Raw genomic sequence first — 14,331 nt, 5'->3', positions numbered from 1 at the left:
GTGTTGTTGGCCGGGTGCGGCGCTGCTCGCTCGGTGCGAGGTTGTAGCGCCGCACCGGGCGGGCAACCCCGCACGGGATGGGGAAGGTCGCGGCACGCGCGCGTCAGGCGGGGAGTGGCTCCTCGACGCCGCGGCGCCGGCGCGAGGCCCGCAGGACCACGGCGTCGAGCGAGAAGCGACCCGGCCCGGTCAGCGCCACCGCAAGGGACGCCACCGCGAGGACCAGGACGTACTCGAACCCGCCGTCCTGCGAGTAGAACCCCGCGGACGCGTGCGCGAGCAGCCCGGCCACGATCATGTCGACGGCCAGGAGCACGCCGACGACCCGGGTCAGGACACCGAGCAGGAGCAACACGCCCCCGACGAGCTCGAGTCCGGCGACGAGGGGCGCCGCGACGTCGGCGAGCGGGACGCCCATGCCGGAGAAGCCCTGGGACACGGAGCCGAGTCCCTGCGCGAACTTCTGGGCGCCGTGCGCGATGAACACCACGCCGAGGACGATGCGGAGCGCGGTCAGGCCGATGGAGGTCGATGTCGTTCGCATGCCGCCGACCGTAACCGGTGACGCGTCATCGTTCACCCCCGTGCGGGGGACTTCCCGGACATCGCCAGAACATGCCCAGGCCCGGGTCCGCCGAAACGCGGACCCGGGCCTGGGCGGTCCCGTCAGGAGTCGGCGCCGCGCCCGGTCTGCTGCTGCAGGCGGTCGATGTGCTCCGAGGCCTCGGCCTTGGTGAGGTCGGCGGGGAGTTCCTCGCCGGCCTCGCGGGCGAGGGTGTCGAGGTAGCTGCGCTGCGGCCCGGTCATGGGCTCGTCGCCGGTGACCCACTGCTCCGGGTCCTTGCTGGCGTCGGTGCTGGGGTCGGGTCGTGCTCCGCCGAGCGTCTCGGGCTGGTCGGTGCGGTCGTCGGTCGGGTCTGCGTCACTCATGGCACGGACGCTACGCCGCGCCGCCGACCGGAACGCCCACGGTGGCGTCCCCCGGACACCGGCAGCACGCCGACCCGGACGTGGACACGGACACCGGTCAGCACCCCGACCCGGACGTGGACACGGACACCGGCCCGCACGACGACACGGACCCGACCGCAGGACCCACCGCATGCCCCGCACCCGACGCGACGAGACGACCGCGCGCTCAGTCCGCGACCACGGTGTACCGCACCAGGTCCGGCCCCACCGAACTCACCGCGATCGGCACCGAACTGCCGTCGCGGCGGATCCAGATCGTCGCGGCCCGCTCGTCGATCCGTTCGACCTCGTGCAGGGTGCCGTCGATCAGGACGGCAGCGCTGACGGACACGGACCCGGTGGCTGCGCGCGGGGGCAGCCCCACGACGTCGTCACCGAAGGCCGGGTACTGCCCGGGCGACAGGAACGGCGACACCGGTGTCGTCACGATCTCGATCCCCTCGTCGACCGCTCGGACCACCACGAGCCGCACCGCCTGGTCGGTGGGGAGCGCCACGTCGACGACCGGGGCGTCCGCGGAACCGGCCAGCGCGCGGAAGGCGGGCCGACCGTCGGGGGCGAGCCGCGCCTCCAGTCCGTCGATCCGGACCCGACCGCGACCGCGGGAGTCGGCGTAGGTGCCGGGCTCGATGCCGGACCGACGCGCCTCGAGGCGGGACACCACCACGCGGTCGGGGCGGTACCAGTCGCGGAGCGTGGCGGGATCGACCCAGCCGATCCGGTGCGTCTCGTCGTCGGCCGCCCGCTCGTCGAGGGCACCAAGGGGGTGCGGGCCCCGGACGGCGACGAGTCCCTCGTGCGGACCGCCGGGGGTCGGCTCGTGGTCGAGCACCTCGACGCGCTTCGAGACCTTGCCCCCGTGCCCGTCGAACGTCGCGAACGTGCGAAGGTCGGAGATCGTCATGACGTCAGATGCTACGACGAGCGACCGTCGGTGCGCGGCGGCGAGGGGACGAGCACGTGCATCTCGCCGGTGCACTGGGTCTGGTCGACGCCCTCGGCGGGACCGGCCGGCCGGGTCGCTCGGCGGGGCTGGAGGCTGTTCCGCTCGGCCGACCGGAGCAGGCGGTCGTCCTCGACCTCGTGGTGGACGACACCGTGCGGTGACCGGCGGAGCGCGGGCCGGATCGGCTCGCCGCGGCGCTCCTGCCCGGGGAGGGGGCGGGAGCGGCGGCCGTACAGGAGCTCGGAGGAGTCCAGCAGCCAGGGCACGAGCGCGACGGTGACGCCGTGCACGAGCAGCAGCTTCTTCCGGATGCGACGGCCGCGGTGGTTGTGGAGGAAGGTCTCCCACCAGTGCCCCACGACGAAGACCGGCGTGTAGACGGTCACCACCTCGGAGCCGTGCTCCATCCGGTGCGCCTTGATGTACTTGATGAGCGGCATCGAGATGTCGCGGTAGGGGCTCGGCACGATCGTCAGCGGGACCTCGATGCCGTACTCCTCCCACTGCGCGCGGAGGCGTGCGGCATCGGCGTCGTCGATCGCGACGTGCACCGCCTCGAAGCTCGCGTGCTTCGCGGCGATCGCGTAGTCGAGCGCCTTGAGCACCGGCTTCTGCAGCTTGTTCACGAGGACGATCGCGTGGTCGCCGGTCGCACCGAACTGCGTCTGGTCGTCGGCCTCTATCTCGTGCGAGACGTCGCGGTAGTACCGGTTCACGCCGAGCATGAGCACGAACAGGATCGGCATGATGAGGAACACGAGCCAGGCGCCGTGCGTGAACTTCGTGATCGTGACGATGACGAGGACGACGAAGGTGAAGGTGGCGCCGGTCGCGTTGATCGCCCGGGAACGGATGACCTGCCCGCGGTTGACCGGTTCGGCGGCGGTCCCGGCCCGGTCGTCGCGGAGCAGCCGGGTCCAGTGCACGATCATCCCGGTCTGCCCGAGGGTGAACGAGACGAAGACGCCGATGATGTAGAGCTGGATGAGGCTCGTGACGTCGGCCCGGTAGACGATCAGCAGCGCGGCCGCGACGAGCGCGAGGACGATCACGCCGTTCGAGTAGATGAGCCGGTCGCCGCGGGTCGACAGTGCCTTCGGGGCGTACGAGTCGCGGGCCAGGATCGAACCGAGCAGTGGGAACCCGTTGAAGGCGGTGTTCGCCGCGAGCAGCAGGACGGCTGCGGTCGTCGCCTGGATGACGAAGAACAGGATCGTGTTGTTCCCGAACGTCGCCGCGGCGATCTGGGCGATCAGGGAACGCTGCGGCGTCGTGGCGCACTGCGCGAAGCCCTGCAGGTCGCAGGCGCTCTCGGCGTAGTGCACGCGGGAGACCAGCGCGAGCGTGATGAGCCCGACGAACAGGACGATCGCGATCGACCCCATGAACACCAGGGTCATCTGCGCGTTGCGGACCTTCGGTCGGCGGAACGCCTGCACCCCGTTCGCGATCGCCTCGACACCGGTCAGCGCCGAGCAGCCCGAGGCGAACGCACGGAGGAGCAGCAGGACGAACGCGGCCTGGGTCGTGTGCTCGACGTTCTGCACGGTGTACGCGGCGGACTCCGCCACGGGGGCGTCGCCGGCGACGACGCGGACCAACCCGACGACGACCATCACGAAGACGGAGGCGACGAACAGGTAGGTCGGCACCGCGAAGGCCTTGCTCGACTCGCGCACGCCGCGCAGGTTCGCCGCCGCGAGCAGCACGACGAAGAGCAGGGCGAGCTCGACCCGGAACTCGTTGAGGACGGGGAGGGCCGAGATGATGTTGTCCACGCCGGAGGCGACCGACACGGCGACCGTCATCACGTAGTCGACGAGCAGGGCGGACGCGACGACGAGTCCGGCCTTCTCGCCGAGGTTCCGGTGGGCGACCTCGTAGTCGCCGCCGCCGGACGGGTAGGCCTTGATGAGCTGTCGGTAGGACGCGACGACCACGACGAGCAGCAGCACGACGAGGGCGGCGACCCAGGGGGCGAAGGTCAGGAACGCCATGCCGCCGAGCAGCAGGATCATGAGGAGTTCCTGCGGTGCGTACGCCACGGAGGACAGCGGGTCACTCGCGAAGATGGGCAGTGCCAGGTGCTTCGGGAGGAGCTGTCCCTCGAGCTTCTCGGAGGGGAGGGGATCCCCGATCAGTCGCGCTTTCAACGACCGGATCTCGTTCGTCACGAGCGGCAAACCTACTCATTTCCGGGCGCGAGTCAACACGGGCGGGTCCGGCGGTATTCCCGGTCCGCACCGGGTCGGGGGGTTCGCACCCCGGATCGGGCTTGCAGTTGACGCAGCGTCAACCTCTAGCCTCTCCAGCATGAGGGATTCGACAGACACGGGCAGTCCGGCTGCGAAAGCGCCGCACGGGATCGCCGAGGTGGCGCGTTCCGCCGGTGTGTCGAGCCGCACGCTCCGGCACTACGACGCGATCGGTCTGCTGCCCGCCACGGCGACCGGCGAGGGTGGGCTCCGGCGGTACGACGACCAGGCGCTCGTGCGGCTGCAGCGGATCCTGCTGCTGCGGGGCCTCGGGCTCGGCCTGGCCGACGTCCGCCGGGTCCTCGACGGGGAGCAGGACGACATCACGGCCCTCACCGCACACGTCGCGTGGCTCGAACGCGAGCGCGACCGGCTCGCCCGGCAGCTCGCGGCCGTGCGGACCACCATCACGAGGATCGAGGAAGGAGTGGACATGAACACCACGGACACGTTCGACGGGTTCGACCAGACACGGTTCCGGCAGGAGGTCGAGGAGCGCTGGGGCGCCGACGCCTGGGACCGCGGCGCACGCTGGTGGGAGTCGAAGGACTCCGCCGCGAAGGAGGCGTTCCAGGCGGAACAGCGCGCGATCGCGCAGGACGCCGCAGCGCTCGCCGCGTCGGGCGCGGGTCCGGCATCGGAGGCCGGCGCGGCACTCGCGAAGCGCCAGTTCGCGTGGCTCGCCGAGGCGACGCCCCCGGCCGAGCTCACCGCCGACCGGTTCCGCACGCTCGGTGACATGTACGTGCAGGACGAGCGGTTCACGCACGCCTACGAGTGGGCGGGCGCGGGTGCGGCACGCGCCCTGCGGGACGCGATGCACGCGCTGGCCGACCGCGGCCTGTGACGGACGACCCGCGCCTCCTGGCGGTCTGCCTGGAGGCGCGGGTCGTGACCGTCCGTCGGCCGTCGGTCGTCAGAGGGACTTGCGCAGGGACTCCAGGCCGTCGCGCAGGCGCGTGACGGTGTCGGAGCCGAGCGTGCCGCGCGTCGCACGCCGGCGGAGGTCCGCGCGGACCTGCTGCCGGAACGACGACAGGGCCATCTCGACCTCGCGCAGGGCGCGTGCGCCCTCGGACGGGACGTCCTCCGGCTCGTCGGCGGTCTGCCCACGCGGAGCCTGAGCGCTCGCCGCGAGGTCGGCGCGGAGGGACCGCATCGCCTCGCCCACCGATGCGCGGACGCCGTCGGCCAGCGACTTCACCGAGTCGTTCACGCCGTTCTCGACCGCGGCGATCTCGTCAGCGCGGGCGTCGAGCTCGGCACGACCGGCGTCGGTGATGGCGTAGACGGTCTTCCGGCCGTCGGCGGACTTCGTGACGAGTCCCTCTTCCTCGAGCTTGGCGAGCCGCGGGTACACGGTGCCGGCGCTCGGGACGTACGTGCCGCCGAAGCGGTCGCCGAGAGCCTGGATGACCTCGTACCCGTGCATCGGGTGGTCGGCCAGCAGCACGAGCAGGTAGAGGCGCAGGTGGCCGTGCGCGAAGACGGGGCTCATTCGGGCACCTCGCTGTCGGTGACCGGGGCCGTCGGAGCCGCCGGGGCGGTCGGGGTGGTCGGGGCGGATCCCTCCGACGGTTCGGCGACGGGCAGGGCGTGCAGCACCGCGATGTCACCGGACACCGAGTTCACCTTGAGGTCGAGCCACTGTCCGGACAGCTCGCCGCCCTGCTTGACGTAGGACCCCCGCACGCCGCGGATCTCCGAGTCGTCGAACTGCAGCTTGCCGGAGGCCGTGCTGACGGTGCACCGGTAGGGCACGCCGTCCTCGAGCCGGACGCTCACCGAACCGGACACCGTGTTGACGCGGGCCTGGTCGGGGGTGCCGTGCAGGTCGAGCACGACGTCGGCGTTGACGCCGTCCGCCTGGAACCGCGGGATCGCACCCGTCGCCACGACGTCGCCGGACACGGTGTGCACGGTGAGGGCGCCGTCGAGCTCGCGGATGGTCGTGGTGCCGGACACCGCGTTCACGGTCACGTCGCCCGCCACGCCGTCGACGACCACGTCGCCGGAGACCGTGTTGAGCGTCGCGCCGCGGTTGGTGCCGGACAGCAGGGCGCCGGCCGAGACGACACCGAGCGTGACGATCGCGTCGCGGGGGACCAGGACGCTGACGTCGGCGTGGGCCTTGCCGCGGAACGACTTCAGGAACCCGATCGGGTCGTCCCACCGCACCTGCGGGTGGTCGATGGTGAGCGTGTCCCCGTCGAGCTCGATCTTCATCGGCTTGCCGGACACGCTGTGCACCTCGATGCGCGCGGTCGGCTCGTCGTGAGCGACGACGTCGACCTGACCACCGGCGAGTCCGACGCGCAAGCGGCGGACGATCCCGGTGTCGATCACCTTCGGCTCCTCGACGAGCCACTTCTCCTGGGCCATGTTGCCTCCTCGAACTCGCGATGTATCGCGTCTGTGGAAGACACGTTATATCGCGATGTGGCGGTGTGCAACGGTTCTAGGCGACCTCCGAGGCGGCGGCGGGCCGCGCCTCCTGGGCCGACGCGGCGGCGGTGGGCTGCGCCTCGTGGGCCGACGGCGCCGCACCGGTCCGTTCCGGGCTCCACGGGAACCGACGGAACAGCGGCATGAGCGGCTGCACCATCGGGCCGATCGCGAACGCCGCGATCACGGTGCCCACGCCGACGTCGCCGCCGAGGAACCAGCCGACGACCACCACCGACACCTCGATGACGGTCCGCGCCACCCAGACCGGCCACCCGAGCCGCTCGTGCAGGCCGACCATCAGGCCGTCGCGCGCCCCCGTGCCGAAGCCGGCGCCGATGTAGAACGCGGTGGCGACCGCGAGGAGCGCCAGCCCCGCGACGAACAGCAGGACCCGGCTCGCGAGGTCGGCCGGGGTCGGGACGAGCCACAGCACGAGGTCGGCACTCGGTCCGATCGCGAGGGCGTTCAGCAGCGTCCCGATGCCCGGCTTCTGGCGGAGCGGGATCCAGAACAGCAGGATCACGCCGCTCGACACCACGGTGATGACGCCGAACGACCACGGCACCACGTGCTCGAGCCCCTCGGTGAGGACCGTCCACGACGAGACGCCGACCACGGCGCGGACCTGCAGGGCCGTCGAGGCCCCGTAGAGGAACAGGCCGACGAAGAGCTGGACGAAGCGGAGCGTGAGGGCGGTCGAGCGGGGCATGGCTCGATCGTCGTGGAGATTGGACTGCTGGTCGAGAGCCAATTCGGCTACCGTGGATCCATGACCCCGGTCCTGCTCAGCGCTCGGTCCGCAGCGCTCCTCCTCACCGACTGGCGCGCCGGCACCGACGCCCCCGCGTACGAGGCGCTCTCCGACGCGCTGCGCGTGCTCGTCATCGACGGCCGGGTCCCGCAGGGCGTGCGGCTGCCGGCCGAGCGGGGCCTCGCCACGGCGCTGGGCGTCTCGCGGACGACGGTCGCGAACGCGTACTCCCGGCTCCGCTCCGACGGCTTCCTGGTGTCGGTCCGCGGCTCCGGCAGCGTGGTCCGGCTGCCGGCCGGGCTCATCGGTCGACCGGACCCGGAACGGCTCGGCGGGGTGGTCGACGACGACCTGCTCGACCTCCGCAAGGCGGCGCTGCACGCCGCACCGGGACTCGCCGAGGCGGTGGAGCACGCGATGCGGCACGTGCCCGCCGCGCTCGCCGGCATCGGGTACGACACCGTGGGCGACCCCGGGCTCCGCGCGGCGATCGCGGAGCGCTACGCCGACCGGGGGCTGCCCACCGACCCCTCCCAGATCGTCGTGACCATCGGGGCGCAGCACGCCATCGCCCTGCTCGCCCGCGTGCTCGTCCGCCGCGGGGACGCGGTCGTCGTCGAGTCCCCGACCTACCCGCACGCGCACGAGGCCTTCCGCGAGGCCGGCGGACGACTCGTCGGCGTGCCGGTGGACGCGCGGACCGGCTGGGACGCCGCGGCGCTCGAGACGACCATGCGCCGCACGGCACCGGCCGTGGCCTACGTCATGCCCGAGCTCCACAACCCGACCGGCGCGACGATGTCGGCGTCGACCCGGCAGCTGCTGCTGTCCGTGGCGGCGTCGACCGGGACGACGGTCATCGCCGACGAGACCATGGGCGAGCTGCGGATCGAGGGCTCGCCCTCCCTGCCGTTGGCGGCGGCCGACCCGTCCGGTGCGTCGGTCGTGATGATCGGGTCCGCCGACAAGGTCTTCTGGGGCGGCCTGCGCATCGGCTGGATCCGGGCCGCTCCCGAACTCCTGCAGCGCTTGCTGCTCGCCCGCCCGACGGGCGACCTCGGCACGCCCGTGCTCGACCAGCTGGTCGCGCGGGAGCTCGTCCCGCGCACGGCGGCGGTCCTGGAGGCGCGGCGCGAGTACCTGCGCCAGGGTCGCGACGACGTCGTGGGGGCGTTGCGCGCGCGGCTCCCGGAGTGGGACGTACCGTCGCCGGCGGGCGGGTTGACGACGTGGGTCGGACTCGGGCGACCGGTCTCGAGCGCCCTGGTGCTCGCCGCGCGGGCCGAGGGCGTCGTGCTCGCGTCCGGAGGGGTCTTCGGGCCGGACGGCGGGTTCGAGCGGTTCCTGCGGGTGCCCTTCACGATGTCCCCGGCGGACCGGGTCCGGCTCGTCGAGGTGCTCGAACGGTCGTGGGCTCGGATCGGCGGCGACGCAGCCGGGGTTCGGGGATCGCTCGCCGCCGTGGTGTGACGGGTGGCCGGGTCGCCCGGCGGGTCATCCTCGGGGGTGACGCCGACCGCGCGATCTGGCCCTGCCGAGGGATGCGCCCGGCGCCCGTCGGCGGGGATCCTGGTCCCATGGAGACGACCATGCACGCCGGCACGACCGTCTGCACCGCCGACGCCCGGGAGCACCGGGTGCCCGCGGCCGCCCGGGTGTCGATGGCACTGACGGGTGCCCTGCTCGCCGGGGTGCTGACCTCGTTCGGGCAGGCCGTCCCGGGGCTCTCGAGCGTCGCCAACTCGGCCGGACCCTGGTTCGTCGTCGCGACCGCCCTCTGCCTGCTCGCCGGGGTCCGCGCCGGCCGCGTGGCGCTGCCGCTCGCGATGCTGTTCGGCATCGTGCTCCTCGAGCTCATGCACGTCGGCTACTGGGCCACGACGAACCTGCGCGGGTACCCGGACGTGCTGTCGATCACGAACTTCTGGGTCCTGATGGGGATCCCAGCGGGGGTGCTCGCCGGTGCGGTCGCGGTGGCCGTCCGGACGCGGGACGTCCGGTGGCGCGGGCCGGCGCTCGGTGCGACCGCCGCCGTGCTCGTCGGTGAGGGTGTCCGCGCACTGCTGCAGGTCGCGGCGACCACCGGCTCGACGACCTGGGTCGTGGAGATCGTCGTCGGTGTCGCCGTGCTCGTCGTCGCGGTGCTCGCGGCCCGGACCCCGACCGGCCGGATCCTGGCGCTCGCGACCGGGGTGCTCGGGACCGTGGGGGTGCTCGGCATCTACCTGCTCCTCGGCGGCTGAGTGCGTCGCCTGCTCCTCGGCGGCTGAGTGCGTCGCGCTCCGCCCTGCAAGGATCGGGGTGTGCACCTCCTCTCGGTCTTCAGCCTCCGCAACCGGGCGCTCATCGCGCTCGTCACCGTCGTCGTCGCGGTGTTCGGCGGCATCGCGCTCACGAGCCTCAAGCAGGAGCTCATCCCGAGCGTGCAGTTCCCCCAGGTCGCCATCGTCAGCGCCTACCCGGGCGCCACGCCCGAGGTCGTGTCGAACGACGTGTCGACGAAGGTCGAGCAGGCGATCCAGGTCGTCCCGAACCTCGAGTCCACGAGTGCGACGTCGTCGACCGGGCAGAGCGTCGTCTCGGCGTCGTTCGACTACGGCTCGAACCTCGCCAGCGCCGAGGACAAGATCCAGACCGCGGTGAACGCCCTGTCGCTCCCGGACACCGTGCAGACCCAGATCGTCACCGGGTCCTTCGACGACCTGCCCGTGCTCCAGCTCGCCGTGTCCGGCACGGGCGACCAGGAACAGCTCGTCGATCGGCTGAACGCGACGGCGATCCCCGACATCGAGAAGCTCGACGGCGTCCGGCAGGCCGACGTCTTCGGCAACCCGGGTCGGCGCGTGGTGATCACGCCGGACACCGACGAACTGGCGTCCAGGGGGCTGACGACGCAGTCGATCGCCGACGCGCTCGACGACAACGGCACGCTCGTCCCCGGCGGCACGATCACGCAGGACGGCACGACGCTGTCGGTGCAGACGGGGGAGCGGATCGCGTCGCTCGACGACATCGAGGCCCTGCCGCTGACCGCGTCGTCGAGCAGCGGGAGCAGTGGGTCCACGGCCTCGGCGACCGGTGCGAGCGGTACCGGTGCGACCGGCGCCGGCGCGACCGGCGCGACCGGCTCGACGGGCGCGCCGGGATCGACCAGCGCGACCAGCGCGACCGGAGGGACGGCGGCGAGCGGCGCGACGGGCGCGAGCAGCGCCTCCGGGACCACCACCTCGGGCACGACCGCCGCGACGACGCCGACCACCATCGGCGACGTCGCGAAGGTCGCGATCGAGGAGTCCCCGCGCACCTCGATCAGCCGCGTCGACGGCGAGACGGCCGTGACGATCGCCATCACGAAGACGCAGGAGGCCAACACCGTCGACGTCTCGAAGACGGTCCGGGACGCCCTGCCCGGCATCGAGGCGAAGGTCGCCGGCGACCCCCGGTTCACCGTGGTGTTCGACCAGGCGCCGTACATCCAGCAGTCGATCGACTCCCTCGCCGAGGAGGGACTGCTCGGCCTCGGGTTCGCCGTCGTCGTGATCCTGCTGTTCCTGCTGTCGGTCCGGTCGACCATCGTCACCGCGATCTCGATCCCGACGTCCGTGCTCCTCGCCGCGATCGGCATGCGGGCCACGGGCTACACGCTGAACGTCATCACCCTCGCCGCGCTCACGATCGCGATCGGACGTGTCGTGGACGACTCGATCGTGGTCATCGAGAACATCAAGCGGCACCTGCAGCCCGGCGTGGACCGGACCCGGGCGGTCCTCGACGCCGTCCGCGAGGTTGCCGGAGCCGTCACCGCCTCGACCCTCACCACCGTGGCGGTCTTCCTGCCGGTGGCGTTCGTCGCGGAACTCGTCGGCGAGCTCTTCCGGCCCTTCGCGCTCACCGTGACGATGGCGCTCGTCGCGTCGCTGCTGGTGTCGCTGACCATCGTCCCGGTGCTAGCGTACTGGTTCCTCCGGACGCCGAAGACCCACCGGCACGCCGGAGGGTCCGCGGAGTCGGTGGACACCGCGGCGCCCGAGGCTCCCGCGGGCTCCGCGGGCTCCGCGGGCTCCGCGGGCTCCGCGGGCTCCGCGGGCTCCGCGGGGTCCGCGGGGTCCGGTGCCCGCGCCTCCGCCGCGACGGACTCGCTGTCGTCCGCCGCGGACCTGCACGACGCCGGGACCTCCGACCGGCTCCGGCGCGCGTACCAGCCGGTGCTGCGCTGGGCCGTCAGCCGACCGGCGCTCGTGGTGGTGCTGGCGGTCCTCGTCCTCGGCGGCACCGGGGCGGCGGTGCCGTTCGTCAAGACGAACTACCTCGGCGACTCCGGGCAGAACACGTTCACGGTCACGCAGGACCTCGAGCCGGGGACGAGCCTCGACGAGCAGTCCGACGCGGCGCGCAAGGTCGAGCGTGTCCTCCGCGGCGTCGACGGCGTGCAGACCGTGCAGACCACCATCGGGACGAGCGGGCAGTCGATCCAGGCGGCGTTCGGTGGCGGGGCCTCGGCGTCCGTGCAGTACAACGTCACGACCGACGCTGGCGACGACCAGACCACCATCCAGTCCACCGCCCGCGACCGCATCGATCGGATCGACGGGGTCGGCGAGGTGAGCCTGTCGACCGCCGGCGGCGGCTTCGGCGGTTCGAGCGACATCGAGGTCGACGTCACCGCGCCGACCCAGGCCGAGCTCCGGACGGCCGCGGCGTCGGTGCTGCGCGAGATGCGGAAGGTCGACGCCACGACCGGTGCGACGAGCAACCTCGCCGCGTCCGAGCCGTACCTCGCCGTCCGGGTCGACCGGAAGGCGGCGGCCGAACGCGGGCTGACCGAGACGCAGGTCGGCGGGATCGTCGCGGCGGCCGTCTCGCCCCGTGACACCGGCACGATCGAGATCGACGACGCGACCCTCGACGTCTACATCGCCGACCCTGCGCCGCCGACGACCGCCGCGGCACTGCGGTCGCTGTCGGTCCCGACCTCGACGGGATCGGTGCCGCTGTCCGACCTCGCGACGGTCGAACGGGCGGAGGGGCCGACCTCGATCACGACCTCGAACGCGGTCCGCACGGCGACCATCACGGTCACGCCCGACTCGACGAACCTCGGCGCCGCGGTGCAGAACGTGACGGCGGCCGTCGACGCGCTCGACCTGCCGCGTGGTGCCTCGGCGGAGATCGGCGGCGTCGCGTCGAGCCAGTCGTCGGCGTTCAGCCAGCTCCTGCTCGCGATGCTCGTCGCGATCCTGATCGTCTACGTGATCATGGTCGCCACGTTCCGGAGCCTCCGACAGCCCCTGCTGCTGCTCGTGTCCGTGCCGTTCGCGGCGACCGGTGCGGTGCTCCTGCAGATCGTCACGGGGATCCCGCTCGGGGTCGCGTCGCTCATCGGGCTGCTCATGCTCGTCGGCATCGTGGTGACGAACGCCATCGTGCTCATCGACCTCGTCAACCAGTACCGACGCCGAGGGCTCCGGGTGCACGACGCCCTGATCGAGGGTGCGACGAGGCGACTCCGCCCGATCCTGATGACCGCGCTCGCGACGATCTTCGCGCTGCTCCCGATGGCCATCGGGCTCACGGGCAAGTCCGGGTTCATCTCGCAGCCGCTCGCGCTCGTCGTGATCGGCGGGCTCGTGTCGTCGACGCTGCTGACCCTCGTGGTGCTGCCGTCGCTGTACGCGCTCGTCGAGGGCTTCTTCGAGAAGCGGGCCGACCGGCGGGCGGCGCGGCTCGAGCGGGGCGCGTCCGGCGAGGGGTCCGCGGGCTAGCGGCGGTACTCGGCGTCGATCGCCGAGAGCGGGTGCGCCGGTGCCGCCGGGGCGACGGGACGCGCCGCCGCAGGTGCGTCCTCGCGCTCGACCGCTCGGAACCACGACACGAGCACGCAGGTCAGCGTCACGAGGAAGACCACGCCGGCGCCCTGCGACAGCACGGTCATCCGGCCGGTGACGGCCGCGTACCCGCCGAAGGCGACGGCGGCGGTGAACGACAGGCCGAGCAGGAGCTCGGCGAACGTCTGCAGCGAGGAGTGCCGCTCCCAACGGGAGCCGTGGGCGTGCGCAGACCGGGTCGAGGTGTCGGTCACCCCCGAAGTCTGCGCGCCGTGGGCGTCGGGCGGCAGTCCCGACTCCGGGTGCCACCCGGCCGGGGCACGTCGCCCGCGCCGGTGCCCGTGCCGCCGCCGGTGCCCGTGCCGCCACCCGTGCCGAGTCTCGGCTCCGCGGACAGTTCCGCGCCGCCGGCGCCCGAGGAACGTCTGCTGAGCCGAGACTCGGGGGCGCGTGCGTGCACGCGTGCGTGCGTGCGTGTCGCGTGTCCGCGCCTCAGCCCAGGCGCGCGTGCAGGAAGGCGACGACGCGTTTGCTCATCGCCTCGTCGAGCTGCGCGATCGAGTGCGCCGACCCCTCGACCGCGACGAACGTCACCGGGACGTCGTGCCGACGGAGCGTCGCGGCGAACTCCTGCGACTCCCACAGCGGGATGAACTCGTCGGTCGAGTGCCCGATGAAGAAGGCATCGACTTCGGCCTGCTTGGCGCGATCTTCCTCGGCGCGCTTATTCTCTTCGGCGCGGCGCTTTTCCTCCTCGGAGGCTTCGGCCTTCAGGCGCTCCTCGCGGCGGCGCGTCTCTTCGAGCGCGGCCATGCGCGCTTCCTCGGCCTCGCGCTGGAAGCGCTCGAGCTGCTCGCGGCGCTCCAGCGGCGTCATCGGGCGTCGGGCAGTCGAACGGCGGCAGCGATGCGGCGTCGAAGATCTCGGCGTGGGTGGAGTCGAACTTCACCGCGTCGACCATCGGCGGGGTCACGGTCTACGACCTCACGGCGGGCTAGGGTCGAGGGGTGCTCGGAGCGGACGACCACCTCGACCCCGCGCCCCGTCGTGTCCTCGTCGCCGGCACCACGAGTGTCGGGAAGACCACCACGGCGGGGCGGATCGGCCGGGTCCTCGGCCTCCCGCACACCGAGA

At 72.6% G+C, this 14,331-nt stretch carries 13 protein-coding genes; 4 read left to right on the top strand and 9 right to left on the bottom strand.

What is annotated here, in order from left to right:
- Positions 1-103: 103 nt before the first annotated feature.
- The 4 genes from I5E_RS19225 to I5E_RS19210 form a co-directional block, all read right to left on the bottom strand.
- Positions 104-544 carry a DoxX family protein gene (locus I5E_RS19225; protein WP_022908419.1) on the bottom strand — a complete coding sequence of 147 codons (441 nt, stop codon included), beginning with the start codon at positions 542-544 and terminating at the stop codon, positions 104-106.
- 122 nt (positions 545-666) lie between these two features.
- A complete protein-coding gene (locus tag I5E_RS19220; RefSeq protein WP_022908418.1) occupies positions 667-930 on the bottom strand; it encodes a DUF3072 domain-containing protein in 264 nt (87 codons plus the stop codon).
- A 208-nt stretch (positions 931-1,138) separates the two neighbouring features.
- Positions 1,139-1,876, bottom strand: a complete 738-nt coding sequence (locus I5E_RS19215; RefSeq protein WP_022908417.1) for a hypothetical protein — start codon at positions 1,874-1,876, stop codon at positions 1,139-1,141.
- An 11-nt stretch (positions 1,877-1,887) separates the two neighbouring features.
- Positions 1,888-4,101 (bottom strand): APC family permease, encoded by a 2,214-nt coding sequence (locus tag I5E_RS19210; protein ID WP_022908416.1) that lies wholly within the window; start codon positions 4,099-4,101, stop codon positions 1,888-1,890.
- Between the two features lie 130 nt (positions 4,102-4,231).
- Between I5E_RS19210 and I5E_RS19205 the strand changes: the two genes are divergently transcribed.
- Entirely contained in the window at positions 4,232-5,020 is a 789-nt protein-coding gene (locus I5E_RS19205) for a MerR family transcriptional regulator (protein ID WP_022908415.1), read from the top strand.
- Positions 5,021-5,089: 69 nt separating this feature from the next.
- On the opposite strand, the gene I5E_RS19200 is transcribed toward I5E_RS19205, so the two are convergent.
- The 3 genes from I5E_RS19200 to yczE all read right to left on the bottom strand — a co-directional run bounded on the left by I5E_RS19200 (position 5,090) and on the right by yczE (position 7,330).
- Complete coding sequence (locus tag I5E_RS19200; protein WP_022908414.1) at positions 5,090-5,671, bottom strand: PadR family transcriptional regulator; 582 nt, start codon at positions 5,669-5,671, stop codon at positions 5,090-5,092.
- Positions 5,668-6,555, bottom strand: a complete 888-nt coding sequence (locus I5E_RS19195; protein ID WP_022908413.1) for a DUF4097 family beta strand repeat-containing protein — start codon at positions 6,553-6,555, stop codon at positions 5,668-5,670. The genes I5E_RS19200 and I5E_RS19195 overlap by 4 nt, the downstream gene beginning before the upstream one ends.
- A 76-nt stretch (positions 6,556-6,631) precedes the next feature.
- Complete coding sequence (yczE, locus tag I5E_RS19190; protein WP_022908412.1) at positions 6,632-7,330, bottom strand: membrane protein YczE; 699 nt, start codon at positions 7,328-7,330, stop codon at positions 6,632-6,634.
- A gap of 60 nt (positions 7,331-7,390) precedes the next feature.
- Between yczE and yczR the strand changes: the two genes are divergently transcribed.
- From yczR to I5E_RS19175, 3 genes are all read left to right on the top strand, one after another.
- A complete protein-coding gene (gene yczR / locus I5E_RS19185) occupies positions 7,391-8,842 on the top strand; it encodes a MocR-like transcription factor YczR (protein WP_022908411.1) in 1,452 nt (483 codons plus the stop codon).
- A gap of 107 nt (positions 8,843-8,949) precedes the next feature.
- Positions 8,950-9,615, top strand: a complete 666-nt coding sequence (locus I5E_RS19180) for a DUF6518 family protein (protein ID WP_022908410.1) — start codon at positions 8,950-8,952, stop codon at positions 9,613-9,615.
- Between the two features lie 60 nt (positions 9,616-9,675).
- Positions 9,676-13,134: an efflux RND transporter permease subunit gene (locus I5E_RS19175; RefSeq protein ID WP_022908409.1), complete on the top strand. Its 3,459-nt coding sequence runs from the start codon at positions 9,676-9,678 to the stop codon at positions 13,132-13,134.
- Here the strand turns inward: I5E_RS19175 and I5E_RS19170 are convergent.
- Together I5E_RS19170 and I5E_RS19165 are read right to left on the bottom strand one after the other, a co-directional pair.
- Complete coding sequence (locus I5E_RS19170) at positions 13,131-13,451, bottom strand: hypothetical protein (RefSeq protein ID WP_022908408.1); 321 nt, start codon at positions 13,449-13,451, stop codon at positions 13,131-13,133. The genes I5E_RS19175 and I5E_RS19170 overlap by 4 nt on opposite strands.
- A gap of 238 nt (positions 13,452-13,689) precedes the next feature.
- Entirely contained in the window at positions 13,690-14,073 is a 384-nt protein-coding gene (locus I5E_RS19165) for a prolyl oligopeptidase family serine peptidase (protein ID WP_022908407.1), read from the bottom strand.
- Positions 14,074-14,331 lie beyond the last annotated feature (258 nt).

The organism is Curtobacterium sp. B18, assembly GCF_000333375.1.
Taxonomy (GTDB): Bacteria; Actinomycetota; Actinomycetes; order Actinomycetales; family Microbacteriaceae; genus Curtobacterium.
This window is presented reverse-complemented; position numbering and strand designations above follow the sequence as displayed.